Annotated in this window: 25 protein-coding genes; 8 read left to right on the top strand and 17 right to left on the bottom strand. The window is 70.6% G+C overall.

Translation table 11 applies throughout. From position 1 onward, the window contains the following. Positions 1 to 27 precede the first annotated feature (27 nt). Together AAME72_RS12480 and AAME72_RS12475 are read right to left on the bottom strand one after the other, a co-directional pair. Complete coding sequence (locus AAME72_RS12480; RefSeq protein WP_348786877.1) at positions 28 to 783, bottom strand: DUF1684 domain-containing protein; 756 nt, start codon at positions 781 to 783, stop codon at positions 28 to 30. 30 nt (positions 784 to 813) lie between these two features. Further along, complete coding sequence (locus AAME72_RS12475) at positions 814 to 1,245, bottom strand: hypothetical protein (protein WP_348786876.1); 432 nt, start codon at positions 1,243 to 1,245, stop codon at positions 814 to 816. A gap of 225 nt (positions 1,246 to 1,470) precedes the next feature. On the opposite strand from AAME72_RS12475, the gene AAME72_RS12470 reads away from it, so the two are divergent. Next, positions 1,471 to 1,719 carry a WhiB family transcriptional regulator gene (locus tag AAME72_RS12470; RefSeq protein WP_018190103.1) on the top strand — a complete coding sequence of 83 codons (249 nt, stop codon included), beginning with the start codon at positions 1,471 to 1,473 and terminating at the stop codon, positions 1,717 to 1,719. A 137-nt stretch (positions 1,720 to 1,856) separates the two neighbouring features. Here the strand turns inward: AAME72_RS12470 and AAME72_RS12465 are convergent, their stop codons facing one another. The 5 genes from AAME72_RS12465 to AAME72_RS12445 are packed head-to-tail and all read right to left on the bottom strand — an operon-like array spanning position 1,857 to position 6,933. Beyond that, entirely contained in the window at positions 1,857 to 2,633 is a 777-nt protein-coding gene (locus AAME72_RS12465) for an ATP-binding cassette domain-containing protein (protein WP_348786875.1), read from the bottom strand. Beyond that, entirely contained in the window at positions 2,630 to 3,424 is a 795-nt protein-coding gene (locus AAME72_RS12460; RefSeq protein ID WP_348786874.1) for an ABC transporter ATP-binding protein, read from the bottom strand. The genes AAME72_RS12465 and AAME72_RS12460 overlap by 4 nt, the downstream gene beginning before the upstream one ends. Beyond that, positions 3,421 to 4,311, bottom strand: a complete 891-nt coding sequence (locus tag AAME72_RS12455; protein WP_348786873.1) for an ABC transporter permease — start codon at positions 4,309 to 4,311, stop codon at positions 3,421 to 3,423. Before AAME72_RS12455 ends, AAME72_RS12460 begins: the two co-directional genes overlap by 4 nt. Then, positions 4,308 to 5,384, bottom strand: a complete 1,077-nt coding sequence (locus AAME72_RS12450) for an ABC transporter permease (RefSeq protein ID WP_348786872.1) — start codon at positions 5,382 to 5,384, stop codon at positions 4,308 to 4,310. Before AAME72_RS12450 ends, AAME72_RS12455 begins: the two co-directional genes overlap by 4 nt. Further along, the gene (locus AAME72_RS12445; RefSeq protein ID WP_348786871.1) at positions 5,368 to 6,933 is read right to left on the bottom strand and encodes an ABC transporter substrate-binding protein; all 1,566 of its coding nucleotides are present in this window, start codon (positions 6,931 to 6,933) and stop codon (positions 5,368 to 5,370) included. Before AAME72_RS12445 ends, AAME72_RS12450 begins: the two co-directional genes overlap by 17 nt. 176 nt (positions 6,934 to 7,109) lie before the next feature. On the opposite strand from AAME72_RS12445, the gene AAME72_RS12440 reads away from it, so the two are divergent. Then, a complete protein-coding gene (locus AAME72_RS12440) occupies positions 7,110 to 7,673 on the top strand; it encodes an Lrp/AsnC family transcriptional regulator (RefSeq protein ID WP_348786870.1) in 564 nt (187 codons plus the stop codon). Between the two features lie 49 nt (positions 7,674 to 7,722). Here AAME72_RS12440 and AAME72_RS12435 read toward each other — a convergent pair whose 3' ends face one another. Both AAME72_RS12435 and AAME72_RS12430 read right to left on the bottom strand, forming a co-directional pair. Beyond that, positions 7,723 to 8,100 (bottom strand): hypothetical protein, encoded by a 378-nt coding sequence (locus AAME72_RS12435; RefSeq protein WP_348786869.1) that lies wholly within the window; start codon positions 8,098 to 8,100, stop codon positions 7,723 to 7,725. A 116-nt stretch (positions 8,101 to 8,216) separates the two neighbouring features. After that, entirely contained in the window at positions 8,217 to 9,710 is a 1,494-nt protein-coding gene (locus AAME72_RS12430; RefSeq protein WP_348786868.1) for a histidine kinase N-terminal domain-containing protein, read from the bottom strand. Positions 9,711 to 9,829: 119 nt separating this feature from the next. Here AAME72_RS12430 and AAME72_RS12425 point away from each other — a divergent pair, with 119 nt between their 5' ends. Further along, positions 9,830 to 10,297, top strand: a complete 468-nt coding sequence (locus AAME72_RS12425) for an Rv3235 family protein (protein ID WP_348786867.1) — start codon at positions 9,830 to 9,832, stop codon at positions 10,295 to 10,297. Here AAME72_RS12425 and AAME72_RS12420 read toward each other — a convergent pair. The 7 genes from AAME72_RS12420 to mtrA all read right to left on the bottom strand — a co-directional run bounded on the left by AAME72_RS12420 (position 10,284) and on the right by mtrA (position 19,763). Further along, positions 10,284 to 10,727, bottom strand: coding sequence for a DUF2871 domain-containing protein (locus AAME72_RS12420; protein ID WP_348786866.1), 444 nt, complete (start codon positions 10,725 to 10,727; stop codon positions 10,284 to 10,286). The genes AAME72_RS12425 and AAME72_RS12420 overlap by 14 nt on opposite strands. A 113-nt stretch (positions 10,728 to 10,840) precedes the next feature. Continuing rightward, a complete protein-coding gene (gene secA, locus AAME72_RS12415; protein WP_348786865.1) occupies positions 10,841 to 13,642 on the bottom strand; it encodes a preprotein translocase subunit SecA in 2,802 nt (933 codons plus the stop codon). A gap of 239 nt (positions 13,643 to 13,881) precedes the next feature. Further along, positions 13,882 to 14,583, bottom strand: coding sequence for a ribosome-associated translation inhibitor RaiA (raiA, locus tag AAME72_RS12410; protein ID WP_348786864.1), 702 nt, complete (start codon positions 14,581 to 14,583; stop codon positions 13,882 to 13,884). 149 nt (positions 14,584 to 14,732) lie between these two features. After that, positions 14,733 to 15,464, bottom strand: coding sequence for a phosphoribosyltransferase family protein (locus AAME72_RS12405; RefSeq protein WP_348786863.1), 732 nt, complete (start codon positions 15,462 to 15,464; stop codon positions 14,733 to 14,735). 219 nt (positions 15,465 to 15,683) lie between these two features. Beyond that, on the bottom strand, positions 15,684 to 17,393 hold the full coding sequence (locus AAME72_RS12400; RefSeq protein ID WP_348786862.1) for an LpqB family beta-propeller domain-containing protein: 1,710 nt from the start codon (positions 17,391 to 17,393) through the stop codon (positions 15,684 to 15,686). Beyond that, positions 17,390 to 19,063 carry an MtrAB system histidine kinase MtrB gene (gene mtrB / locus AAME72_RS12395; protein ID WP_348786861.1) on the bottom strand — a complete coding sequence of 558 codons (1,674 nt, stop codon included), beginning with the start codon at positions 19,061 to 19,063 and terminating at the stop codon, positions 17,390 to 17,392. Before mtrB ends, AAME72_RS12400 begins: the two co-directional genes overlap by 4 nt. A 16-nt stretch (positions 19,064 to 19,079) precedes the next feature. Then, positions 19,080 to 19,763 (bottom strand): MtrAB system response regulator MtrA, encoded by a 684-nt coding sequence (mtrA, locus tag AAME72_RS12390; protein WP_348786860.1) that lies wholly within the window; start codon positions 19,761 to 19,763, stop codon positions 19,080 to 19,082. A gap of 184 nt (positions 19,764 to 19,947) precedes the next feature. Between mtrA and AAME72_RS12385 the strand changes: the two genes are divergently transcribed. The 5 genes from AAME72_RS12385 to AAME72_RS12365 are packed head-to-tail and all read left to right on the top strand — an operon-like array spanning position 19,948 to position 25,554. Continuing rightward, on the top strand, positions 19,948 to 21,309 hold the full coding sequence (locus AAME72_RS12385) for a hypothetical protein (protein WP_348786859.1): 1,362 nt from the start codon (positions 19,948 to 19,950) through the stop codon (positions 21,307 to 21,309). A 5-nt stretch (positions 21,310 to 21,314) separates the two neighbouring features. Beyond that, positions 21,315 to 21,953 carry a DUF4129 domain-containing protein gene (locus tag AAME72_RS12380; RefSeq protein ID WP_348786858.1) on the top strand — a complete coding sequence of 213 codons (639 nt, stop codon included), beginning with the start codon at positions 21,315 to 21,317 and terminating at the stop codon, positions 21,951 to 21,953. Beyond that, on the top strand, positions 21,950 to 23,212 hold the full coding sequence (locus AAME72_RS12375) for a DUF4350 domain-containing protein (protein ID WP_348786857.1): 1,263 nt from the start codon (positions 21,950 to 21,952) through the stop codon (positions 23,210 to 23,212). Before AAME72_RS12380 ends, AAME72_RS12375 begins: the two co-directional genes overlap by 4 nt. Continuing rightward, positions 23,209 to 24,213 (top strand): MoxR family ATPase, encoded by a 1,005-nt coding sequence (locus AAME72_RS12370; protein ID WP_348786856.1) that lies wholly within the window; start codon positions 23,209 to 23,211, stop codon positions 24,211 to 24,213. The genes AAME72_RS12375 and AAME72_RS12370 overlap by 4 nt, the downstream gene beginning before the upstream one ends. A gap of 9 nt (positions 24,214 to 24,222) precedes the next feature. After that, entirely contained in the window at positions 24,223 to 25,554 is a 1,332-nt protein-coding gene (locus AAME72_RS12365; protein WP_348786855.1) for a DUF58 domain-containing protein, read from the top strand. A 111-nt stretch (positions 25,555 to 25,665) separates the two neighbouring features. Here AAME72_RS12365 and AAME72_RS12360 read toward each other — a convergent pair whose 3' ends face one another. Continuing rightward, positions 25,666 to 26,661: a stage II sporulation protein M gene (locus tag AAME72_RS12360; RefSeq protein ID WP_348786854.1), complete on the bottom strand. Its 996-nt coding sequence runs from the start codon at positions 26,659 to 26,661 to the stop codon at positions 25,666 to 25,668. Between the last annotated feature and the right edge of the window lie 3 nt (positions 26,662 to 26,664).

The following is a 26,664-nucleotide window of genomic DNA, read 5'->3' as shown; positions in this document are numbered from 1 at the left end:
GGTGCTCTGGAGCGTGCGTTCGAGACGTCAGTGCGCGGCGCCGTCGCGGAACACGACGCGCTTCTCCCCGGCGGTCACCGGGACGGGGAAGCGGTTGTTCCGCGGCGGCAGCGGACAGTTGTACTGGTCCGAGAACCCGCACGGGGGCACGAAGGCGCGGTTGAAGTCGAGGACGGCGCGGTCGCCGTCGCGGGTCACGAACAGGAAGCGTCCGGACGCGTAGGTGCCGTCGTCGCCGTCCGCACCGTTGGTCGGGTCGCCGAAGACGAGCAGCAGCGTGCCGTCGTCGTCGAAGGCGCTCAGGGAGTAGTCGACGCCGTCGCGGGTGAAGGTGATGTCACCCGGCACGACGAGGTCGCGGGTCAGGCCGTTGTCCCTGATGTGCTCGAACGGGATGGTGCGCTCGCCCTCGACCGGGGTGAACGTCGCCTCGATCACCCAGGACGGGTCGAACGGGAACACGTCGATCGTCTCGAACGCGCGGATCGCCGGCGACGCCGCGTCCCAGAGCCGGATGCCGCGCTCCGGCGCCCCGGTGTCCAGGTTGCGCCGCGTGAGCCCGGTGGCCGTGACCGTCGCGGGATGCCCGGCCAGCGCGTCCTCCACGGTCGTCTCGTCGCCGTCGGGCAGCCAGCGCGTCTCGATGAGCGCGAGGTTCCCGGTCGGGGCGGCGACGGACGCGAGACGCGCGGCGTGCCAGGCCTCGTGCCCGGCACGGGCGGTCTCGATGGTGGAGGGGGACGCGAGGGGCGGGGCGGAGAGATCAGTCACGATGTCGGCCATAACGCTTACGAGTCTCGGCTTGTTCCCGCCTCACTGCGATTCGTTTGACTCCGTGTTGCGACTCGTGGCGCGCACGACCGACGGCGTCAGGGCGAGGACGCCCGCGACGACGGCGGGGACGAGCAGCGCCCAGCCCAGATCCGGCCGGGCGAAGATTCCCTGGAAGCTGCCGACGGCGACCGCGAGCATCAGGATCTGGATGGTCACGGTCGACGCACGCGCCCAGCCGCGCAGCCGCAGGATGCCGACCAGAGTCAGGATGACCCAGGCGGCGGCGAGGACGACCAGCACGACGATCGCGACCGCGGTCGTGTACGACTCCGGCGTCTCGGTGAGCAGCTCGACGAGGAGCCACACGGCCGCGCCGGCGACGAGGGCGGACTCGAGGCCGAGGATCACGGCGAGGACGATCAGCAGGGCGGGCCGGTGCGCGGGGGGACGGGTCGGCGAGGGGTCGGGCACTATATCATCCTGATGTTTCCGGCTCGTGTTCACAGCGTTATCCCATACAAAACTATTGATTCGGATTAAGCGCTATGGGAGCATATCAACGGTCGAGTTAGTGCTCACAGGGTTGTGGGCAGGTCTCATTCCCCATGGATCTGAAGAACCCTGTAACCCGGCTGCTTACCTGCATTCTAGGCCCATCAGGCCAGGAGACACCCAGCAAACAAGGAGCATATCTTCATGGATTGGCGCGACAAAGCCGCCTGCCTGACCGCGGACCCCGAGCTCTTCTTCCCGGTCGGCAACACGGGCCCCGCGGTCGACCAGATCGACAAGGCCAAGGCGGTCTGCGCGCGCTGCACGGTGACCGAGATCTGCCTGCAGTACGCCCTCGAGACCGGCCAGGACTCGGGCGTCTGGGGCGGCCTCTCCGAGGACGAGCGCCGCGCGCTCAAGCGTCGCGCCGCTCGCGCCCGCCGCGCCTCCTGATCCACGCACCCCGCAACACACGCATCACCCGAAACACCCCGCAGCACCCCCGCCGAGGCGGCGCTCTCACGAACACCTAGCAGACGTCATCCGTCCGTGAAGCGCCCCTCGGCGTTCTGCTGCCCTCCGGCGCCGCGTCAACCCGGCAGGTTGCCGAGGCCGTCCACCTTCGGGATGGCCGACAGCAGACGCTGCGTGTACTCCGCCTGCGGCTCGTCCCAGACCCGGGCGACGGGACCGGTCTCGACGATCCGGCCCGCCTGCATCACCGCGACGTCGTCCGCGATCTCGCGCACGATCGAGAGGTCGTGGCTGATGAACAGCAGCGCGGCGCCGGTCTCCAGCACGAGCCTGCGCATCATCCCGGCGACGCTCGCCTGAAGAGAGGCGTCGAGGGAGGCGATCGGCTCGTCGCCGATGAGGAGCTCCGGTCCGGTCGCGATCGCACGTGCGATCGCGATGCGCTGCCGCTGGCCGCCGGAGAACGCGTGCGGGTGCTTCGCGGCCGCCGACGCATCCAGCTCCACGGCCTCCAGAAGCGAGGACACCGTCCACGCCGAGCGGTCCGGGTTGATCCGCAGACCGTCCTCGAGCTGGCTCGCGATGGTGCGGCGCGGGTTGAGGGACGCGTACGGGTTCTGGAAGACCATCTGGATGCGCAGCTGCTCGCGGTCCCTTCGTCGCAGTCCGAGCCGGCGCACGGGCGCACCCGCGAACCGCACGCTTCCGGAGGCCACCGGCTCCAGCCCGCAGACGGTGCGCGCGATGGTGGACTTGCCGCAGCCGGACTCGCCGACCAGGCCGAGCACCTGGCCGTTGCCGAGTCGGAGGCTCACGCCGTCCACCGCCGTCATCCTGCCGCGGCCCGGCAGCTTGTAGGTGACGACGAGGTCGTCGATCTCCAGCAGGCTCATCCGTCCTCCCTGTCCGCCGTCGGAAGCGCGTCGATCAGCGCGCGCGTGTAGGGATCGGCCGGCGCGGTGATCACCTGGTGGCGGTCGCCGTGCTCGACGATGGCCCCGTGCCGCATCACGGCGATGCTGTCCGCGAGCGCGGACATGACGCCGAGGTCGTGGGTGACGAGCAGGACAGCGAGGTCGAGTTCGTCGCACAGCGAGCGGAGCAGCCGGAGGATGCCCGCCTGCACCGTGACGTCCAGCGCGGTGGTCGGCTCGTCCGCGATCAGGACGTCCGGCCCGCACACGATCGCGATGGCGATCGCGATCCGCTGCAGCTGGCCGCCGGAGAACTGGTGCGGGTACTTCCGCAGCGCGCCGTCCGGGTCGGGGACGCGGACCACCTCGAGCGTCTCCCTGGCTCTCGCCACGGCATCCCGCTTGGAGAGTCCGCGGTGCCGACGCAGGTGGTCGGTCAGCTGACGCTCGATGGTGAGCATGGGGTGCAGGCTCGCCGTCGGGTCCTGGAACACCATGGCGATGCGCGATCCGCGCAGCGCGTTCAGCTCGCGAGCGCGCAGGTCGAGCACGTTGCGCCCGTCGTACTCGATGCGGCCGGCGGCGCGGCCGCCCGCGGGGAGCAGTCCCAGCGCGGCGAGACCGGTCATGGTCTTGCCGGAGCCGGACTCCCCCGCCAGACCGGTGATGCGGCCGGCCGGCACATCGAGGTCGATCCCGGTGATGATCTGTCGCGCGCGCTGGCCGGTGCCCATCGTCACCGTCAGGTCGCGGATCGTGAGCCCGCTCACAGCGCCCTCCCCTGGATGCCCTCGGCCGTGCGCGGATCGAGCGAGTCGCGCAGCGCGTCGCCGAGGAAGTTGAAGGCCAGCACGACGCTGAGGATCGCGAGGCCCGGGAAGACGGCGATCCACCACGACGAGAAGTTCAGCACGCCGGAGGAGACCATCGCGCCCCAGTCCGGGGTCGGCGGCACCGCGCCGAGGCCCAGGAACGACAGGCCGGAGAGCAGCAGGATGGCCGTGCCCACATCCAGCGTCGCCAGCACGAAGACCGGCGCGATGATGTTCGGCAGGATGTCCTTGGACAGCGACGTGACCGCGTTGTTCCCCAGCAGACGGCCGGCGATCACGTACTCGCTGTTCCTGGCGCCGAGCACGAGCGAGCGTGTGACGCGCGCGTAGGCCGGCCAGGAGACGATCAGCATCGCGATCACGGCGTTGGTGAGGCTCGGGCCGAGGGAGGCGGCGATCACCATCGCGAGGATGATCGTCGGGAACGCGAACACGAGGTCCGCGATCCGCATGATCACCTCGTCCACCGCCTTGCCGAGATATCCCGCGAGAGCACCGAGCACGGTCCCGATCACCAGCGACGCCGCGACCAGCAGCAGCGCGAGCAGGATGGAGACGCGCGAACCCGCGATCACCCGGGAGAGCACATCCCTGCCGACCTCGTCGGTGCCGAACCAGTTGACGGCGTTGGGAGCGAGCAGCTTGGTGAAGTCCTGCGCCAGCGGGTCGTACGGGGCGATCCACGGCGCGAAGACCGCGATCACGAGCCAGACGGCGATGATCACCGTCCCGACCACCGCGAGCGGCGTGCGGAGCGTCCGCGGCAGCGCGAGCCGGCGGCGGAAGGGGGCGCGCAACCCCTTGGTCAACACGTCCTGCGTCATGCCGCCCTCACCCGGGGATCGATGAGGCCGTACGCCACGTCGACGACGAGGTTCAGGCCGATGTAGACGCAGCCGACGACCAGGCCCACGCCCATGATCGCGGGCAGGTCGAGCTTCGTCGCCGCCGAGTAGGCGTACTCCCCCAGCCCGTGCCAGGAGTAGATCTTCTCCACAAGCACCGTGCCGGAGAGCAGCGAGCCGAACGCGAGACCGACGACCGTGATGATCGGCACCAGCGCTCCGCGAAGCACGTAGCCGAACACCACGGTGCGGCCAGGCAGCCCCTTCGCCCGCGCCGCGCGAACGTAGTCGAGGTCGAGGACCTCGAGCACCGCGGACCGCGCGAACCGGGTGAGCAGGCCGATCGTGTAGAGGGCGAGCACCGACGCAGGGAGCACCAGGTGCGACACGGCATCGCCGAACGTCACCAGGTCGCCGGCGAACAGCGAGTCCAGCGTGTACAGCCCCGTCACGTGCGGCGGCGGCACGGCGGTCGGCGACAGCCTGCCGGAGCCGGGGAACAGGTGCAGCTGGTAGAAGAACACGAAGTAGACGATCAGCGCGAGCCAGAACGCCGGCATCGAGACGCCGATCAGGCTGACGACGCGGATGAGCTGGTCCCAGAACGTCCGACGCTTCAGCGCGGCAACGATGCCGAGCCCGATGCCGAGGATGATCGAGATCACGATCGCGCTGACCGCCAGCTCGATGGTGGCGGGGAATGCGCGCGCCAGGTCGTCGGTGACCGGGTTGCGGGTCTGCGTCGAGGTGCCGAGGTTCCCCTGCAGCAGGTGGCCGAGATAGGTGAGGTACTGGACCGGCAGTGGCTGGTCGAGGCCCTGGTCCTGGCGGAACTTCGCCACGATCGCGGGGTCGCCCGCGGCCTGCTCGCCGAGCGCCGCCTGCACCGGGTCGGCGGGGACCAGGTTGGTCAGCGTGAACGTGACCAGGGTGACGCCGAACAACAGGAGGACGGTGATTCCGAGCCGGAGACCGAGGTAGCGCGCCAGCGGGTGGACACCCGCCGGCGCGCTGCGCTCGGTTCGCTCGGCCGTGCTACTTGGTGCTCGCAAAGTCGATCGTCCACAGCGGGTTGAGCGACACGGACGACACCGACTTCGCCGTCACCACATTCTGCGCGGGCTGGAGCAGCGGGATGAACGGACCGGAGTCGTTCTGCGCCTTCTGCATGGCCTGGTAGGCCGCCGCGCGGGCGTCGCCGGTCGCGGCCTGGGCCTTCGCCGCGAGGTCGCTCACGGTCGCGTCCGCGCCCTTCGCCCAGCCGGCGCGGAGGCCGACGAGCTCGCCCGGGGTGAATGCGAGGTTGTTCGAGGGGTCCGGGAAGTCCGGTCCCCAGTACCAGAGGCCGACCGACTCCTTGCCGTTGCGGTAGGCGTCGAGCTCGGTCGCGACCGGGGCAGGGGCGAGCTGCACCGTGATGCCGACGGTCTTCAGCTGAGCCTGGATGGACTCGGCCACCGCCTGCAGCGACAGGCCCTGCACGGTGATGTCGTTGGGGAAGTTCAGCTTCACGCTCTGGCCGCTGTAGCCGGACTTCGCCAGGGCGGCCTTCGCCGCGGACAGGTCGAACTGGTTGCCGTCGTCCGCCTTCAGCGCGCCGACGAAGATCGACGGGATGACACCGCCCGGGCGCTCCGAGCCCTTGCCTGCGAGGTCCAGGATCTTGTCGTAGTCGATCCCCTTCTTGACCGCGGTCATGAAGTCGGGGTTGCTGGTGAACGGGTCGACCGCCTTGTCCTGGTTCAGGAGCAGGAAGATCGTGTACCGCGACGGAGCCGAGATGACGTTCACCTTCGAGCTGTCGAGGGCGGCGACCTGGTCGGGGTTCAGGTCGAGCGCGATCTGCGAGTCGCCCGCCTCCACGTTCAGCTTCTGCGTCGGACCCTGCACGTTGCGGAGCACGACGCGGCTGTATGCGGGAGCATCGCCGGTGTACTTGGGGTTCTTCGTCAGCACCACCTGGGAGGCCGCGTCGAACGACTCGAGGACGTAGGGCCCGGACCCGGCGGAGGTCTTGTTGAGGAACGACTCGGCCTTGTCGGAGTCGGAGTCCGACCCGCCGTTCTCCTCGACGACCTTCTTGTTCACCACGCCGAGCGCGGGGTTCGGCAGGATGTACGGCAGCGCCGGGTTGGGCGTGGCCGAGGTCAGCGTGAGGGTGGTGTCCGAGGTCTTGGCGACGGTGATGCCGTCGAGCAGGAACGAGGGGTTGCCCTTGATGCCCTGCACCCGCTTGAGGGAGAACAGCGCGTCGTCGGCGGTGATCTTCGACCCGTCCGAGAAGACGCCGCCGTCCTTCATCGTCAAGGTCATGACCTTGTTGTCCGACGACATCGTGTAGCTGGCGAGGCCGTCGACCGGCTTCGAGACATCGGAGCCGTCGAAGGTGAGCAGCGTCTGGTAGAGGGCGTGCGCGACGATGCCGCCGGTGGTCTCGTACTCGCGGTTCGGGTCGGCCGTCTTCAGGTCGAACGAGGCGTCGACCACGATCGACTTCCCGGCGGAGGAGGAGCTGGAGGAGGTGCCGGAGCAGGCGCTCAGCACGAGCGCGCTGGCCACGGCGAGGCCGACGACGGCCGCGCGACGCAGGGAGTGGGACACGGGTGACCCCTTTGGTCTCGGTTGGAAGGTTAGGTGTGAAAGTACTGGGTCGCGGAACGGAGTGTCAACTCACGACCAATTCAGCGGAACAAAATGTAGCCACCTCCCCGCTGCGCGGCATATTATCTCCAAACAGTGGGGATGAATCGACCCCGGTTGGACGAATGTGAGGGCGCATGGAACTCGACGAGACGCATCTGAAGATGCTCGAACTCCTGCGCGAGGACGGCCGGATCTCCATCGCCGCCCTCGCCGAGCAGCTGGGGATCTCCCGTTCCAACGCCTATGCGCGCTACGAAGCGCTCGTCTCCGACGGTGTGATCCGCGGGATCCACGCCGACATCGACCCGCAGGCGGTCGGTCTCAGCGTGGCGGCGCTGGTCTTCGTGACGCTGCGGCAGAGCCAGTGGGCCGACTTCCGAGCCCGCGTGGAGACGCTGCCCGAACTGGAGTACTTCACGGTGATGACCGGCGAGCACGACGCGATGCTGCTGGTGCGCGCGAGCGGGGTGTCAGCCATCCACAATCTCGTCGCGACCCGGCTTGCGCAGTGGCCGTCGATCAAGGCCACCGTCACCGTCTTCCTGATGGACGAGTACTCGGCGCAGGTCTCGCTGCGCCTGCCGGAGCCGGTGTCGGACACCCTGCAGGCCTCCGGCGAGCGGATGGGGATGACGCGCTTCGTGCGCACCAGCGATCAGCGCGCCGAGCGCCTGCACGCGGAACGGAAACGCCGCTGACCGGGTCCTTTTCCCGGGATGCAGGCGCGCGGCGCGCAGCTCGCCGCGCTCAGCCGACCTCGCGGCAGACCGAGATGTGCTCCGCGCCGTCCGGCGTCGCGTAGCGCTCGGTGAGGACGAGGCGCCCCGTCTCGTCGATGCTCACCTGCGAGACCGCCGAGCCCTGCGCGGTGCTCCCGTCCACTCCGCGGTGCACGAACGAGATGTGCAGCTCGTCGTCCTCGCGGCGGCCCACGAACCGGCCGACGGTCACCGTGTCGCCGGTGTAGTCGCCCCACAGCACACCGTCCGCCTCGCGGTACAGGAACCGGGTGGGCGCGGCGGCATCCACGGCGCTCGAGGTCGACGAGATCATGTCGAACGACTTGCCATCGAGGGCGATCGAGGGACGGCGGACGTTCTGGTGGGATGCATCGGCAGTGGTCACGGCCGACCATTCTTCCGGCACCCCACCGGTGCCTGTCAACACGGCGACGATTCGTCCGCCGCGACGATTCGCCGCAGCCGGCCCGCTGGACATTCCGCTCGGAAGCGACGCGTTCGTCAGGCCTTCGTCAGATAGCGCAGCGGCACCTCGATGGTGACCTCGGTGCCCTGTCCCATCATCGTGTGCCAGTCGATCGCGCCGCCCAGCTCGCCCTGGATGAGGGTGCGCACGATCTGCGTGCCGAGCCCGCTTCCGACCTTGCCCTCGGGCAGGCCGGAGCCGTTGTCGACGACCTTGACGGTGAGCGAGTCGGACGACCGGTGCGCGATGATCTCGACCTGGCCCTCGCGCCCCGCCAGGCCGTGCTCCACCGCGTTGGTCACGAGCTCGGTGAGCGCGAGCGCGAGCGGCGTCGCGTACTCGCTCGGCAGCGACCCGAAGGTGCCGGACTTCTTGGGATGCACCGTGGTCGTGTGGCTCGCGGCGACCTCGGCGACGAGCAGCAGCACGCGATCGAACACGTCGTCGAAGTCGACGATCTGCGCGAGGCCCGTCGAGAGGGTGTCGTGGACGACGGCGATCGCGGCGACGCGGCGCATGGCCTGGCTGAGCGCCTCGCGCGCCTCCTCGGAGTGCGTCCGCCTCGCCTGGATGCGCAGCAGCGAGGCGACCGTCTGGAGGTTGTTCTTCACCCGGTGGTGGATCTCGCGGATGGTCGCATCCTTGGTGATCAGCTCGCGCTCCTGGTGGCGCTGCTCGGACACGTCGCGGCAGAGGACGATGGCGCCGACCCGCTCGCCCCGGTTGCGGATCGGGATGGCGCGGAGCGACACCGTCACCCCGCGCGCCTCGATGTCGGTCCGCCACGGCGCCCGGCCGGTCACGACCAGCGGCAGCGACTCGTCGACGGTGATGGTGCCGGCGAGCAGACCCGTCGTGACGGTGGCGAGCGACTCGCCCTCGAGCTCACCGGTGAAGCCCATCCTGTTGAAGGCGCTCAGGGCGTTTGGGCTCGCGAAGGTGGTGGTGCCGTCCACGTCCAGCCGGATGAGGCCGTCGGCGGCGCGAGGGGCACCCCTGCGCGGCGCGGCGGGCGCGCCGAGGTCGGGGAAGTCGCCGGTCGCGATCATGTTGAACAGGTCGTTCGCGCAGTCGTTGAAGGTGAGCTCCTGGCGGCTCGGGGTGCGCGCCTCGCTGAGATTGGTGTGCCGGGTGATCACGGCGACGGGCTCGTCCGCGGTGTCGGGCGAGTGCACCGTCAGCCGGCGGATGACCGGGACGGCGCGCACGCGGGTCGGCGTCTCCTCGTACCAGTCGGGCGCCGAGGTGTCGATGATCTCCTTGGTGCGGTAGGCGTCCGTGACCTGCTGGCGCCACTCCGGCTTGATCCGCTGGCCGACGAAGTCGCGGTAGAAGAGCGTCGCGGCACTCGACGGGCGCGCGTGCGCCACGGCGACGAAGTCGTCATCGGTCGTCGGAACCCACAGCACGATGTCCGCGAACGCAAGGTCGGCGAGCAGCTGCCAGTCGCCGACGAGACCGTGGAGCCATTCGACATCGTCCTCGGAGGAGCGTCCCTGGGCATGAACGAGATCACTGAGCGTCGACACCCCTCAAGTGTAGGCGGACGCCGATCCACACCCGCGTTCGGGCTCTGGTCACGGCGGCGGGGGCGCTGGTTGAGTGAGGCTCGCCGCGCCGGGGACGCGCGAGGTCTGGAGGAGGGGTCATGCAAAGCAGCATCGGCATCGAGAGGGATGCGGACGTCGGCGTGGCGGAACCGGCCGACGGCGCCGACGACGCCGACCAGGTCACGACGCCCGCCCTGTCCCTCGTGCCGACGACGGAGGCCGTTCTCGACCGCGATCCCGGCCTGCTGTGCGCCAACCTGGCGCTCTGCGTGGTCGAGATCATCGCCGGCGCGCGATCGCTCGACCACATCGCACGCTGGATCAGCGACGCCGTGTTCGTCCAGTTGATGCGGCGGACGGTCATCGCCGGCCGCGCGCGCCGTGCGACGGGCGCGCGGGCGATGCGTCCCCGGGTGCGCATCGGCGTCCCGCACCTCTGCACGCTCGACGAGGCGACGGTCGAGGCGGTCGTGGTCGTCCACGAGCGTGCACGTTCCCGGGCGATCGCGATGCGGCTCGAGCGTCACCGCTCCCGCTGGCGCGCGACCGCGATCACGGTGCTGTGATGGCGGTGTTCGCCCGCGACCCCAGGCCGAAGATCCGCCGGCCCAGCGACGTCATCAGGAGCGCGAGCGCGATCGTGAGCAGGATGTGGCCCATCCCCGCGATGCCGGCGATCGCCGATGAGCTCTGCTCCCCCAGCACCGTCAGCGAGCCGTGCACCACCATCATCGCGGTGGTGAGCAGAAGGCCGGCGTTGTACGTCCAGAAGAACCAGTGGAAGAGCGGGCCACGCGCGATCGCGAAGATCCGGTCGAGCACGAGCACGATCAGGAACACCACGAAGCCGAGGACGAGCAGATGGGTGTGCACGACGCTCAGCTGGGTGGCGACGCCGTCGGCCGCGTCGTTGGCCTTCGTGAACTCCCGGTAGAACAGTCCGGAGGCGATGCCGAGGGCGAGATAGACGGAGGCGGCGACGAACGAGAGCTTCATGGTTCCAGCCTCGCGTGCCGCGGTCGTGCCGGCATCGTCCGAAAGTTCGAACCGTGCGGAAACGCCGGTGCGGCGGCCCCGCCGGGGCCGCCGCACCGTTCACTCCTGCGTCGTCAGCGCTTCTTCGCCTGCGCCCGACGCTCGGCCCGGTTGACCGGGGCCTCGTCGCCCTGCACACGCTGGCCGAACGCGCCGCGCTGGGTCGCCCCCTGCGCGGGCGCCTCGGCGGCCGGCGCCGACTGCTGCTGCTGGCGCTGGGCGCGCGCGGTGGCGGCCTGCTCGATCTGGCCGCGCTGGTTGCGCACCTCGACCTCGCCCTGCTCGCCGGGAGCCGAGTAGCTGAGACGAGGCTCGTTCTCGGCGGGGGTGAGGCCCTTGGCCGCGACAGCCGGGGACTCGACCTCGCCGGGAGCCTGGTTGACCTCCACCTCCAGGTTGAACAGGAAGCCGATGGTCTCCTCGCGGATCGCGCCCATCATCTGCTGGAACATCGCGTAGCCCTCGCGCTGGTACTCCACCAGGGGATCGCGCTGGGCCATCGCGCGCAGGCCGATGCCGTCCTTCAGGTAGTCCATCTCGTAGAGGTGGTCGCGCCAGCGGCGGTCGATCACGGAGAGCACGACGCGGCGCTCCAGCTCGCGCATCGCGGGCGAGCCCAGGGACTCCTCGCGCTTCTGGTAGGCGATCTTGGCGTCCGAGAGGATCTCGCGGCGCATGAAGTCCCGGTTGATCCGGCCCTTGTTGCCCGCCTCCTGGATGACCTCGTCGATGGAGACGCCGACCGGGTACAGGGTCTTCAGCTCGGCCCAGAGCGCGTCGAAGTCCCAGTCGTCCCCGCTGCCCTCGCCGGTGTGCTGGTCGAGGATGTCGTCGACGACGTCGGTGAGGAACTTCTGCACACGCTCGTGCAGGTCGTCACCCTCGAGGATGTGCCGGCGGTCGCTGTAGATCGCCTCGCGCTGGCGGTTGAGGACGTCGTCGTACTTGAGGACGTTCTTGCGGATCTCGGCGTTGCGCGCCTCGACCTGCGACTGCGCGCTGCGGATGGCGCGACTGACGACCTTCGACTCGATCGCCATGTCGTCCGGGACGCTCGTCCTGCCCATCAGGCTCTCGGCGGCGCCCGCGTTGAACAGGCGCATCAGGTCGTCCGTGAGCGAGAGGTAGAACCGGCTCTCGCCCGGGTCGCCCTGACGTCCGGAACGACCGCGCAGCTGGTTGTCGATCCGTCGGGACTCGTGGCGCTCGGTGCCGAGCACGTAGAGACCTCCGGCCTCGATCACCTTCGCGGCCTCCTCGTCCACCTTCGCCTTCACGTCGGCGAAGACGCCGTCCCAGGCGGCCTCGTACTCCTCCGGCGTCTCGACCGGAGAGAGTCCGCGGGCGTTCATCTCGGCGACGGCGAGGAACTCGGCGTTGCCGCCGAGCATGATGTCCGTTCCACGTCCCGCCATGTTGGTCGCGACGGTGACGGAGCCCAGGCGTCCGGCCTGGGCGACGATCGCGGCCTCGCGCGCGTGGTTCTTCGCGTTCAGCACCTCGTGGCGCACGCCCTTCTTGGCGAGCAGCCGCGAGAGGTATTCGCTCTTCTCGACGCTGGTGGTGCCGACGAGGACAGGCTGGCCCTTCTCGTGCCGAGCGACGATGTCCTCGACCACCTGATCGAACTTCGCCTTCTCGTTCTTGTAGACCAGGTCAGACTGGTCCTTGCGCTGCATCGGCTTGTTCGTCGGGATCGGGACGACGCCGAGCTTGTAGGTGCTCATGAACTCGGCGGCCTCGGTCTCGGCGGTACCGGTCATGCCGGAGAGCTTCTTGTAGAGGCGGAAGTAGTTCTGCAGCGTGACGGTGGCGAGGGTCTGGTTCTCGGCCTTGACCTCCACGCCCTCCTTGGCCTCGATGGCCTGGTGGATGCCCTCGTTGTAGCGGCGGCCGACCAGGATGCGACCGGTGTGCTCGTCGACGATCAGCACCTCGCCGTTCATCACGACATAGTCCTTGTCGCGCTTGAAGAGGGCGTTCGCCTTGATGGCGTTGTTGAGGAACGAGATCAGGGGGGTGTTCGCCGACTCGTACAGGTTCTCGATGCCGAGGTAGTCCTCGACCTTCTCGATGCCGGGCTCCAGCACGCCGACGGTGCGCTTCTTCTCGTCGACCTCGTAGTCGACCTCGGGGGTGAGCCGCTTGGCGAGCGACGCGAACTCGTTGAACCAGCGGTTCGCCTCACCGGAGGACGGCCCGGAGATGATGAGCGGGGTGCGGGCCTCGTCGATCAGGATCGAGTCCACCTCGTCCACGATGGCGAAGTAGTGTCCGCGCTGCACCATGTCGCTGGCCTGCCAGGCCATGTTGTCACGCAGGTAGTCGAAGCCGAACTCGTTGTTCGTGCCGTAGGTGATGTCCGCTGCGTACTGTTCGCGGCGCTCCTCCGGGGTCTGGCCGGAGAGGATGACGCCGGTGCTCATCCCGAGCGCGCGGAAGACGCGGCCCATGAGCTCCGACTGGTAGCTGGCGAGATAGTCGTTGACCGTGACGATGTGGACGCCGCGGCTGGTGATCGCGTTCAGGTACGCGGCCGTCGTGGCGACGAGGGTCTTGCCCTCACCGGTCTTCATCTCGGCGATGTTGCCGAGGTGAAGCGCGGCGCCGCCCATGATCTGCACGTCGAAGTGACGCATGCCGAGCGTCCGCTTGGACGCCTCGCGGACCGCTGCGAACGCCTCCGGCAGCAGGTCGTCGAGCGACTCCCCGTTGCTGTAGCGCTCGCGCAGCTCGACGGTCTCGTGCATGAGCTCTTCGTCGGTGAGCGCGCTGAAGTCGTCCTCGAGGGCGTTGACGGCTCGCGCGTAAGCCTCCAGACGACGGAGGGTGCGCCCCTCCCCGACACGGAGAACCTTTTCAAGAACTGAGGCCACTGATGCACTCCACTTTTGCTCGGTCGGGCCGATGATGCCCGCGCCCCGGCGGGCGCACGACGACGGCAGACTCCGCCGACGATAGGGACATCGTACTTGCTCAGCCGCAGAGCGGGTCCAGCGGAAGCTGAAAGGCCGCTCCGAGGCCGCCGCACGCGCGGGCAGAAGGACGCCGCCAAAAAGGACGCCGATGGTGTGCGCCGCCCGGGCGCACACCATCGGCGCGTGTTCTGCGTCTCTCAGCCGAGCTTGCGCTCCGCCGTCGCCACCTCCTGCAGCTCCTCGGCCTCGTCGTCCAGCGCGATCACGCCGTAGTCCCAGCCCTTGCGGCGGTAGACGACGCTCGGTCGCTTGGTCTCCTGGTCCACGAACAGGTAGAAGTCGTGCCCGACGAGCTCCATGTAGTAGAGCGCGTCGTCCACCGTCATCGGGACGCTGGCGAACACCTTGTGGCGGATCACGACCGGGCAGTACTCCTCGTCCGCCTCCACCGCCTCCGCCTGCTCGTCGGAGACCACGGGTGTGCTCCCGGTGCGGACCTGGTCGAGCACCGACACGGGCGCCGCTGCGAGGCCGACCGCGCTGAAGCCGTCCGTGCTCGCCTCGCGCAGGGACGTCGGGCGATGCTGCCCGCGATGCACCTTGCGCCTGTCCTTGGCTCTCCGGACACGCTCGAGAAGCTTCCCGAGCGCGATGTCGAACGCGGCGTACTTGTCGGTCCCCGTCGCCTCGGACCGTACGACGGCCCTCGGTCCGACGAGCGTCAACTCGACCCGGTCGTCGCCGTTCTGGGATCCGAGCTTCTCGTTGTGGCGGCTGACCTTGATCTCGAAGGAGATGGCCCGCTCCGCCAGATGCGCGACCTTGTCCGACTTCTCGGTCGCGTATTCACGGAAGCGATCAGTGATTCCCAGGTTGCGTCCGACGATGTTGATGTCCATGGAGACCTCCCTGATCGGGCGTGACGTCCGCCCGGATCACGAAGGGCGGATCGCTCGCGCCTTTTCGACTACCGTAGTGCTCCCCCTCCGGATACGGAACCGGAAAACAGGCGGCATTCCCGGTGACTCCGCTGGGTGTTCCCTGAGCATCAGCCCGAACGCAGCGGGGTGCGCGCGATCGCCGCCGCTCCGGCCACCGTGCCGCCCGCGCTGCGGATCGCTTTGGCCGCTTCGAGTAGGGTCGCGCCCGTGGTGACGATGTCGTCGACCAGCAGGCACGCGCGGCCGCGCAGGCGCGGGCTCGCGACCATGCTGGCCTCGCGGTTGGCCGCGCGTGCCGCCCCGCTCATCCCAGCCTGGTCGGCCGTCTGCCTGGTCAGCCGCAGCGCGTGCCACAGCGGCGGGACGAGGATCCGCGAGCGGGCGAGCACCAGGCCGGTCGGATGGTACCCACGCGTGCGCCATGCCTGCCGGGTCGACGGGATGAGCACCGGGAGCAGTGCCGAGCCCCGGGCCGATGGCCGCGGATCCGCAGTCTCCGCGGTCGCCGCCGTCGCCGCGGTGACCGCGGCGTGCTCCCGCTGCGCGGCCACGACCGCGGGTCGCAGCGCAGCGGCGAGGGCCGGCGCGGCGTCGGTGCGCCCCCTCTCCTTGTAGGCCAGGAGCACCGCGCGGGCGACGCCCTCATAGTCCAGAGCCGCCCACACCCCGAGCGAGCCGAGCTCGGTCCGGCTCGGGTGCGCCTCGAGGGCCAGGGAGCAGCGGTCGCACACGGCGCGGTCGGGTGCCGCGCAACCGGCGCAGCGGACGGGGAGCAGGATCGCTGCCGCATCGAGCAGTGCGTCGTGGACGGCCGGCGGGAGGAGATTCGTCGTTGTCATGGGACGAGCATCGCGGCACGCGATCACCGCCGTCCGCGGCTCCTGCGGATCTGTGGAGAAGGCTTCACCAGATGACTCTTGTGGATGAGTTCGGGCTCGCCGGTAACTCCGGACGTTCCGCGCGACTCGCCGTTCACAGGTCCGGAGTCACGGACATCGCCCCGCAATCCGCCCGAAAGCTCCGGAGTTGAGAACGGGAGACGCGCGCCCGCGCACGCCCTACGGCTGCCCCATCTGGACGGCGACCGCGCCCACCTTGTCGGTCTGCGTCTGCCAGCCGGTGCCGGTCGGTGCCTGCAGGGTGCCGTCGGCCGCCAGGACGAGATAGCGCGAAAGGCCGCCCGCCCCGACGATGACCCGGCCGGCCGCCGGACCGGCCGTGCTCGTCATCGTGCCGCCGATGGTCTGCTCCGCGATGCTGGTCGCGTCCCCGTTGGTGGAGCTGAGCACGGCCACCTTGAGGTCGCTCGTCCAGGTGACCGAGACCGGCGTGCCGTCGCCCAGTCCGAGCTCGACCGGCTGGGTCAGCTCGGTCGGCACTCCTCCGCTGCCGCGCAGGACGCCGGCCGCGACGAGGGTCGGACCCGAGGCCGTCGTGAGAAGGGCGACCACCCGCGAGCCGTCCCTGGAGACGGCGAGCGAGGTGATCGCGGTCGCGCCGGGCCAGTCCGCCTTCACCGGGTGGAGGCCGCCGGACGAGGACGAGACGAGCAGTCCACCGGGAGCCGAGCCCTGCACCGACCACAGCCAGCCGTCGTTGTCGATCGCGGGGGCGATGAGGCCGCGGCGGGAGTCGACCCGGATGGGATCCCCGGACTTCTTGACCAGGTAGGCGGCGCCGCCCTTCGCGAGCACGGCGGCCTCGTCGCGGGCGGCGTTCACCGAGACGGCCGTCGGTGCGAGTGCGACGACCTTGTCGCTCAGCCCGCTGAGATCGGTGATCGACGACCCCGACGACAGGCCGAAGCTCGTGCCCCGGTAGACGATCGGGTGCGAATCGACCGGAGGATCCTGGATCGGCGCGGACCCGTCGTTCAGCGGCGGGATCTGCTGCACGTTGCCCTCGATCGAGAGCTGCACCGAGCTCGCCAGCGAGCCGAGGCTCTGCTCGAGCTGGAGCTGCATGCGCTGCAGCTGCAGCTGGTCGGCCTGGCCGGCCTCCGAACTGAGGTCGGCGTGCGCGACGCCTCCGGACGTCGTGACCGACGGCACGGCGAGCTGCGTGCCCTGCGGGAACGCGCTGACCACGGCCCCGTTCAGCCACTTCGCCGGACCGGCGAGCACGGCACTGACGACCCGCGTCGCCGCCGCGGCCACCCGGGCAGGGAACCAGCGCGCGTCCGGAACCAGGTATCCGTAGCCGGGGCTGAAGAAGTAGAGGTTCTGCTGCGAATACACCGCGCGGAACGTCGGGTCGTCGATGACGACCCCGTTCGGCGCCACGGCGATCCGCCACTGCCCGTCCTCCTTCGTCAGCTCGTAGCTGAGGCTGACGGGTGCGGTGCTGGTGACCGGGTGGTACGCGCCGACGCTGTCGACGTTGGCGAGCGGGTTGACTCGCACGCTCCACTGGTTCGCCTGATGGTCGTACACGCGGTTCCTGCCGTCGTCGACCGTGACCGACTCGTCCGGCTTCCAGGACGACGCCATGGACGTCGTGAGGTACTCGCGGGCGATCTCGAAGTTGTTCTTCGGACTGGACGCCGCGTCGATGAAGCCCTGCACGATGCGCTGCGGCGTCGCGCCGTCCTCGGGCGGCGACGGGTTGAAGTCGAGGTCGAGCGGATCGTTCACCTGGGTGACGGCGCGCCCCTCCTGCACCGGCCCGGAGTCGGGGATGCTCGCGCACGCGGCGAGGGCGAGCGCCAGCCCGGCGGCGAGCGCCGCGGCGGCCAGTCGGGCGCGCGAGCGGGGACGGCGGTGGTTCATGCGTGCGCCTCCTTCCCCGGCAGCGCTCTCTCGCGAGCGCCGTCGTCGACCGCGGCGGCCGGATCCGGCTCGGCCCTCGGCACCCAGCCGGCGTCGATCGGGGGCAGCGGCAGCGGGGACGCGGAGATCTCCTTGCCGTGGATGCGCGGCAGCGTCAGTCGGAACGACGAGCCCTGTCCCGGCATCGACCACACCTGCAGCCAGCCGGAGTGCAGGGTGGCGTCCTCCAGTGAGATCGCGAGCCCGAGTCCGGTGCCGCCGAGCGTGCGCTTGCGGCTGGGATCGGCGCGCCAGAAGCGGTCGAAGACGTGGTTGACGTCCTGCTGGCTCATCCCGATGCCGTAGTCGCGGACCGTGAGCGCCACCGCCGTCTCGTTGCTGTCGACCGTGACGACCACGGGCTTGCCCTCGCCGTGCTCGATCGCGTTGCCGACGAGGTTGCGCACGATGCGGCGGATGCGCCGCGGGTCCATCCCGACGTCGAAGTAGCCGCCGGGGGCGTCCAACCGCAGCTGGATGCCGTTCTGTTCCGCGAGGGTGCGCAGCTCGTCCACCACGTCTTCCGCGAGCCGGACGAGGTTGGTCGGCTCCGGTTCGAGCGCGACCGATCCGGCGTCGTAGCGGCTGATCTCGAGCAGGTCCGAGAGCAGCCGGTCGAAGCGCTCGATCTGGGTGTGCAGGAGCTCGGCGGTGCGTTCCGTCGCCGGCGGGAACGAGTCCCGCTGGTCGTAGATCACGTCTCCGGCGAGGCGGATGGTGGTCAACGGGGTGCGCAGCTCGTGCGAGACATCGGACACGAATCGCTGCTGCAGCTGCGACAGCGTCGCGAGCTGGTTGATCTGGTTCTGCAGGCTGTCGGCCATCCCGTTGAACGATCGGGCGAGGGAGGCGAACACGTCCTCCCCGCGCTCCGGGATGCGCACGGCGAGGTCGCCCGCCGCGAGCCGCTCGCTCGTGCGGGCCGCGACCCGGATGGGCTCCACCACGAAACGGACGATCACCCAGGTGATCGCCCCGATCAGGACGATGAGCGCGAGGCCTGCGAGGAGCAGCGTGTTCTGGACGAAGAAGAGGGTGTTCTCGGAGTCGCGCAGGTTGTAGCCGATGTACAGCTCGTAGCGTCCGTACGACGGGAGGGTCAGCTGGGTGCCGACGACGATGCCGGGGTCGGTCGCGCCGCCCCCTGCCGGGAGTGCGACCGACTGGAAGAACTGCTTCGTCCCGCCCTTCTGCACCTTCTCCCGCAGGGCGGGCGAGATCACCGGGTTGAGTGCCGGGCTGCCCCGGTCCGGCGGTGCGAGCACGCCGGTATCCTGACCGGGGACGCGGTAGGCGGCGACCAGGCGGCTGGAGGTCGACGACTGCACGGTCTGCAGAGCGGTGTTCAGCAGGTTCTTGCCGCTGTCGGAGGCGGAGAGGTCGGAGGCGTTGAGCGTTGACTGCGCCGCCGTCGTCGCCCTGCTGGAGTCTCGGAGCGCCTCGTCGAGGCGGGACTGGTAGAGGTCGTTGCTGATCGAGAGCGCCATGTAGATACCCGTCACCAGGATCGCGACGCCGGTCAGCAGAAGCGTGATGGCCACCGTCCGCAGCTGCAGCGACCGCCTCCAGAGGCGCGCGAGACGGGACGGCACCAGCCGCCACCACTCCCTATCCGGCCATCGGAAGCGCATGCCGACGTCCCCGTTGCTACGTCGCCGCGCCGGCGCGGTAGCCGACCCCGCGCACGGTCATGACGATCTTCGGGTTGTCCGGGTCCTGCTCCACCTTGGCGCGCAGCCGCTGCACGTGCACGTTCACGAGGCGGGTGTCCGCCTTGTAGTGGTAGCCCCAGACCTGCTCGAGCAGCATCTCCCTGGTGAAGACCTGCTGCGGCTTCGACGCGAGGGCGAGGAGGAGGTCGAACTCGAGCGGGGTGAGCGCGATACGCGTGTCGCCGCGGCGCACCTCGTGTCCGGCGACGTCGACCACGAGGTCGCCGACGCGCAGCTGCTCCGCCGCGGGCGCGGTGGGCGCGGGCCGCAGCCGGGTGCGGATGCGCGCCACCAGCTCCTTCGGGTTGAACGGCTTGACCATGTAGTCGTCCGCGCCGGACTCCAGGCCCTTGACGACGTCGGCGGTGTCGGACTTGGCCGTGAGCATGATGACGGGCGTGCCGGATTCAGCGCGGATCCGGCTGCAGACCTCGATGCCGTCGATGCCGGGGAGCATCAGGTCGAGCAGCACGAGGTCGGGCTTGCTGGCGCGGAAGGTGTCAAGCGCCTCGGAGCCGTCCTCGCAGAAGACGGGGTCGAATCCCTCGGTGCGCAGCACGATGCCGATCATCTCGGCGAGGGCGGTGTCGTCGTCGACCACCAGGATGCGACTAGTCATGTGCGAGTTTCCTTGAACCCCTCTCGGGCGGCGCGCGCCGCGGCTGCAACGGCACAAGCGTAGTCGAGTCGTCTGCGCGAGCCTTGAATGCCCGCCCGACGTGCCCTGTGGGCGGGGCATCGCCGGAACGACGGATGTGCCAGCATGGGATCAGCGCACCACACGGGGGATGAGAGGCACGTACGTGAGCGACGACCAGACCTGGCGGGCGCCGGGCTCGAACGAGAACGACGCGGGCGCCGGCGCAGTCGGCGGGCAGCGCCCGGACGCGCAGCCTCCCGTCCCGCCCCTCCCCCGGTACGGCGAGTACGCGCCGCAGACGCCCCCCGCTGCTCCGCAGTACGGCGGGTACCCGCAGGGCGGCTACCAGCAGCCCGGTTACCCGCAGGGCGGGTACCAGCAGCCCGGCTATCCGCCGCCCGGCTACGGCTGGCAGCAGCCGAACGCGACCCCCGGCGCCCAGCCCGGCTGGGCCCCGCCGCCGAAGCCCGGGCTCATCCCGCTGCGTCCGCTCGCCTTCGGCACCCTGATCGGCGCGCCGTTCCAGGCGCTGCGCCGGAACCCCCGGATCACCGTGGGCGCCGCGCTGCTGCTGCAGGGCGTCCCGACGATCGTCGTGTCGGTGCTGATCACCGCCGGCGTCGCGTTCCTCTTCCAGCGCATCGCCAACGCAGAGGCGGGAGAGCAGGATGCCATCACCGCGGGCGCGATCGGCGGCTCGATCGTGCTCGGCGTGCTGTCCATCGTCATCTCCACGGTGTTCTCCGCGGTCCTTCAGGGCGTGATCGTGAGCGAGGTCGCCCGAGAGACCCTCGGCGACAAGCTCACCTTCCGGGCGCTCTGGCGCTTCGTCCGCGGACGCGTCGGGACCCTGATCGGCTACACATTCCTGTTCGCGCTCGCCTGGCTCCTCGCCATCGCGCTCGTCGTCGGCGTCGTCGTCGCCCTCGCCGCGCTCGGCGGACCGGCCGGCGTCGTCGGAGCGGTTCTCGCCGGGTTCGTCGGCGGGCTCGGCCTCATCGCCGTCGCCGTGTGGATCAACACGAAGCTCGCGATCGTGCCCAGCGCCATCGTGATCGAACGGCTCCCGCTGGGGGCGGCGATCGTCCGCGCGTGGCGGCTGACGAACCGCAACTTCTGGCGCACCTTCGGCGTCATCGCGCTGATCTGGCTCATCGTCTACGCGGTCACCCAGATCATCACGGTGCCGTTCTCGTTCGTCGGCGGGATGCTCGGCGGCATCTTCGCGCCCACGTCGCTGAGCACGCAGGACCCGTCGAGCTTCTCGGCCGTCGTGGCCGGCCAGCTGGGCATCACTCTCGTCTCGAGCATCGTCGGCGCGATCATCGGCGCCATCGGCAGCGTCGTGCAGACCGCCGCCGTCGCGCTCATCTACATCGACCTGCGGATGCGCAAGGAGGGTCTCGACCTCGAGCTCGTGCGCTTCGTCGAGGCGCGCCAGACGGGCCAGGACCTCCCCGATCCGTTCACGCAGCCCGCCCCGGCGGCACCGGCCGCGCCCAGCACGCCCTGGCCGGGCGCCTGAGCGCCGTGCGCCTCGACATCCCGGTCGACCCCAGCTCGCCGGACGCCCAGGAGTGGATCCGCACCGAGCTGACCAAGCCGGAGTACCAGACCGCGAAGCCGACCTGGTTCGACCTCGCCTCGAAGGCGGTGCTGGACTGGATCCAGTCCCTCTTCTCCGGCCCGACCGGTGACGCCGGCCCGGTTCTGCTGGCCGTCGTCGTCGCGCTCGTCGCCGCGCTCATCGTCGTCGCGTTCGTTGTCTTCGGGCGACCGCGCGCCAACCGCCGCTCGGCGGACGCGCGACGGCCGGTGCTCGGATCCGACGACACCCGCACCGCAGCCGAGCTGCGCGCCTCAGCGGCGGCCGCGGCACGCGCCGCCGACTGGGTGACGGCGATCGAGGAGCAGTTCCGCGCGATCGCGGTCGGCCTCGACGAGCGCACGCTCGTGCGCGTCACCCCTGGCACCACCGCGACGGAGTTCGCCGTGCGGGCCGCCGCCGTCGCGCCGCAGGAAGGCGAGCAGCTGCGGACGGCGGCGATGGCCTTCGACGACGTCCGCTACCTCGACCGGCCCGGCACCGAGTCCCGCTACCAGCTCCTGGTCGCCCTGGATGCGCGGCTGCAGCAGGTCCGCCCGGCGCAGCAGGCGGTGCCCGCGTGACGACGACACGCACGGCACAGGCGACACCGACGCGCCCCGACGTCGCGGTCGCGGTCTCGCCGACGGTGCGGCAGACGTCGCGCCGCGCCGTCCCCTGGATCGTGCTCGGCGCCATCGCCGTGCTCGTCGCGCTGGGCGGCATCCTGCTCTCCGGTCGCGGGAACGCCGGCGGCACGGCCCTGGACGCGGGGAACGCCGCACCCGTGGGCGGGAAGGCGCTCGCCCAGGTGCTCGGCCAGCACGGCGTCACGGTCCACTCCGCCGGCTCGCTCGACGAGGTGCGCGACGTCGCGGGCGACGACACCACCGTGCTCGTCTACGACCCCTCGGGCAACCTCCCGTCCGACGGGTACGACCAGCTCAGCTCCGTCGCGAACACGCTTGTCGTCGTCGAGCCGGACTTCCAGGCGCTGCAGACGCTGGCCCCCGGCGTCCGCGCCGCCGGAGCGCCCGGCGGCGTCGTCGACGCAGGATGCGGCGTCTCCGCAGCACAGCGTGCCGAACGCATCGACCCGCGCGCCACCGCGAACACGAAGGATGCCGTCTCGCCCGGCTCCTTCCGCGCCCAGGACGACGCGGCGTCGTGCTTCGTCGACGATCACGGCGGCGCCTCCCTGGTCCGCACAGGCTTCGACGGCCGCACGGTCTACCTGGTCGGCTCGGCCGCCCTCTTCACGAACGAGGGCATCGAGCGCGAGGGGAATGCCGCGCTCGGCCTGAACCTGCTCGGCGGCCACCGCACGCTGGTCTGGTACCTCCCCGGTCTGCTGGACCGGCCGGTCACCGGGCCGCCGGACCTCGCCGCGCTCACGCCGGGATGGGTGACTCCGGTCGTCCTGCTCCTGCTGCTCGTGTTCGTCGCGGCCGCAGTGTGGCGGGGGCGACGGTTCGGGCCGCTCGTCGTGGAGAGCCTCCCGGTCGTCGTCCGAGCGGGCGAGACCAGGGAGGGGCGCGCGCGGCTCTACCAGCGCTCGTCGGCGCGGCTGCGCGCGGTCGACGCCCTCCGCATCGGTGCGATCGGGCGGCTCGCCGGGCTCGCCGGGCTCTCCCGCGCGAGCACGGCCGACGACGTGATCGACGCGGTGGCCGCCCTCACCGGGCGCGACCGTGGACGGGTCCGCGGGCTCCTCATCGACGACATCCCGCGCACCGACGCCGACCTCATGACGCTCTCGGATGCCCTGGCGGAGCTCGAACGGGCAACCGCCGCAGCCGTCTCCCCCGGACACCCGGGGCCGACCGGAAGAATGGAAGCATGACCGACCTCACCACCGGATCCCCCACCGCGTCCGCGGCGCCCGCGGCCGATGCCGCGAGCCTGCGCCAAGCGCTCGCGCGTGTGCGCGGCGAAGTCGGCAAGGCCGTCGTCGGCCAGGACGGCGCGGTCACCGGGCTCATCATCGCCCTGCTCGCGCGCGGCCACGTGCTGCTGGAGGGCGTGCCCGGCGTCGCCAAGACCCTGCTGGTGCGTTCACTCAGCGAGGCGCTCAGCCTCGACACCAAGCGCATCCAGTTCACGCCGGACCTGATGCCGGGCGACGTGACCGGCTCGCTCGTCTACGACGCCCAGACGGGCGGCTTCGTCTTCCGCGAGGGCCCGGTGTTCACGAACATCCTGCTCGCCGACGAGATCAACAGGACGCCGCCGAAGACGCAGTCCGCCCTGCTCGAGGCGATGGAGGAGCGTCAGGTCAGCGTGGACGGGGTGAGCCGGCGGCTGCCGGATCCGTTCATCGTCGCGGCGACGCAGAACCCGATCGAGTACGAGGGAACGTACGCGCTCCCGGAGGCGCAGCTGGACCGGTTCCTGCTGAAGCTGACCCTCGACGTCCCCGAGCGCGACAGCGAGGTGGAGGTGCTCCGCAGGCACGCCGCCGGATTCAATCCGCGCGACCTCGGCGCTGCCGGAGTGACGCCGGTGCTGAGCGCGGAGCAGCTGCACGCTGCGCGCGCGTCGGCGGCCTCGGTCGGCGCCAACGGCGACGTGCTCGCCTACATCGTCGACCTGGCGCGCGCGACGCGGCAGAGCCCGTCGGTGCGGCTCGGTGTGAGCCCGCGCGGCACCACCGCGCTGCTCGCGGCGGCGAAGGCGTGGGCGTGGCTGTCCGGGTACGATTCCATCACGCCCGACCACGTGCAGGCGATGCTGCTGCCGGTGTGGCGGCACCGCATCCAGCTGCGGCCGGAGGCGGAGCTCGAGGGGGTCGGCGCCGACGCGATCCTGCGCTCCATCGTGCAGCAGGTCCAGGTCCCGATCTAGGCCGCGCGCATGACCGTTTCCGGACGTTTCGTCGCCCTCCTGGCGCTGGGCGTCGTCCCGATCGCCCTGCTCGGCGGCGAGGAGGCGGCGGCCTACGCCGCGCTCGGCGGCTGGGTGCTGCTCTGCCTGCTGCTCGGGGCGCTCGACCTCGTGCTGGCGGGATCGCCGCGCGCGCTGGCGATCGGGCGCGAGCTCCCCGCCCGCGTGCGGCTGGGGGCGGACGCGGTCTCCGAGCTGTACCTGACGAACACCGGTCGCCGCGCGATCCGCGGCACCGTGCGTGACGGCTGGGAGCCCTCGGCAGCGGCCGAGCCCACGCGCGCCGCGATCTCGATCCCGTCCGGCGAGCGCCGGCGCATGACGGCGACGCTTCGCCCGTGGCGGCGCGGAGAGCGCAGGGTCACCGAGGTGACCGTGCGCTCCTGGGGTCCGCTGCACCTCTGGGCACGTCAGGCGACGCTCGCGGCGCCGGGGCGCATCCGCGTGCTGCCGCCGTTCACCTCCCGCAAGCACCTGCCCTCCCGGCTCGCCCGGCTGCGCGAGCTCGACGGCACGACGAGCGTGATGCTGCGCGGGCAGGGCACCGAGTTCGACTCGCTGCGCGAGTATGTGCGCGGCGACGACGTCCGCTCGATCGACTGGCGAGCCACTGCACGACGGCACGACCCCACCGGTGGGCGCGGTTCGCGGGTGATGGTGCGCACCTGGCGGCCCGAGCGGGATCGCCGGGTGGTGATCGTGATCGACACCGCGCGGACCTCCGCCGCCCGCGTCGCCGACGAGCCGCGCATCGACACGGCGTTCGAGGGCGCGCTGCTGCTGGCCGCCCTCGCGACCCGCGCGGGCGACCGCGTCGACCTGATCGCCTACGACAGGATGTCGCGCGGCCGCGTTCAGGGCGCGAGCGGTCCCGAGTTGCTCTCGCGGATGGTCGACACCATGGCGGGGATCGAGCCGGCACTGATCGAGATGGACTGGTCGGCCGCGCCCGCGCAGGTGTCGGCGGTCACCAGCCAGCGCTCGCTGGTCGTGCTGCTGACCTCGATCGAGGCGCCCGGCGCATCCCGCGGGCTGCTCTCGGTGCTCCCGCAGCTGACGAAGAAGCACCTGGTCGTGGTGGCGAGCGTCACCGATCCGGAGAGCCTCGCCGCTGCCGGGCTCCGCCGCGATCGCGAGGAGGTGTACCGCGCGGCCGCCGCCGAGCGCGCGCTGCTGGATGTGAGCCGGGTCACCGCCGCCGTGCAGCGGCTCGGCGGCGACGTCGTCACCGGCTCGCCCGAGGAGCTGCCGCCGGCGCTCGCCGACCGCTACCTCGCGCTCAAGGCCGCCGGCCGCCTGTAGCGGCCCGCCGCGACGCCCTTCGCCCGCCGAAGGGCACGTTGTTGTCGCTTTTCGCGCCGAAAAGCGACGACAACGTGCCCCTCGCCGGTCGGCGAGTGTGCGGATGCGGAGTCAGCCGGCGACGATGCGGCGACTGCCCGCCTCGTACTCGGTGAGGTCGCCGGTCTCGCCGGCGCGGACCGCGCGGCGGCCGAGCACCAGCATGTAGGCGAGGAAGGCCGCGAGCGCGAGCGCGCCGATCCCGATCTTCGCCCAGACCGGAAGCGACGACGGCGTCACGAACCCCTCGATGAGGCCGGAGACGAACAGGGTGATCGCGCAGCCCACCGCCACCGTGAAGAGCGCGCGGCCGTCCTCGGCGAGCGCCTGCCCGCGCGTCCTGGCGCCCGGCGCGATCCACGCCCAGAAGATGCGCAGGCCCGCCGCCGCGGCGACGAACACGCTCGTGAGCTCCAGCAGCCCGTGCGGAAGGATGTACGCGAACATCACGTCGCCGTGCCCGTAGGCGAACATCACGCCGGCGGCGGTTCCGACGCCGATCGCGTTCTGCAGCAGCACGTACGGCACCCACACCCCGGTGATGCCGAACGCGATGCACTGGGCGGCGATCCAGGCGTTGTTCGTCCAGACCTGCCCGGCGAAGGACGCAGCGGGGTTGTTCGAGTAGTAGTCGATGAACGAGTGCTCGACATACTGCTTGAGGTCGGCGTCGCTGCCCAGGTTCCGGAGCACATCCGGGTTGCCGGTGATCCACACGGCGTAGAGCGTCGCGACGATCACCGTCGCGACGGCCACGGCGAGCACGATCCAGCGGATGCGGTACAGCGCGGCGGGCAGCTGCAGCACGAAGAACCGCGGGATCTGGGAGAACAGGTTCGCGCCGGCGCCGGTGAACCGGAGCCGCGCGGAGGCAAGCGTGAGCGACAGCCGGTCGCCCACCGCGGTGGAGCCGGCACTCGTCTGGATGGCCGAGAGGTCGGCCGCCCCCGACTGGTAGAGGTCGATCAACTCGTCGGCGTCCCTGCCGTCGAGGCGACGCTGTTTCGCCAGCTGGGCCAGCCTGTCCCAGTCGGCCCTGTGCGCGTCCGAATATGCGTCGAGATCCATCTG

Source organism: Leifsonia sp. NPDC080035 (assembly GCF_040050925.1).
Classification (GTDB): domain Bacteria; phylum Actinomycetota; class Actinomycetes; order Actinomycetales; family Microbacteriaceae; genus Leifsonia.
The sequence above is the reverse complement of the archived record's forward strand: the minus strand, read 5'-3'. Positions and strand labels throughout refer to the sequence as shown.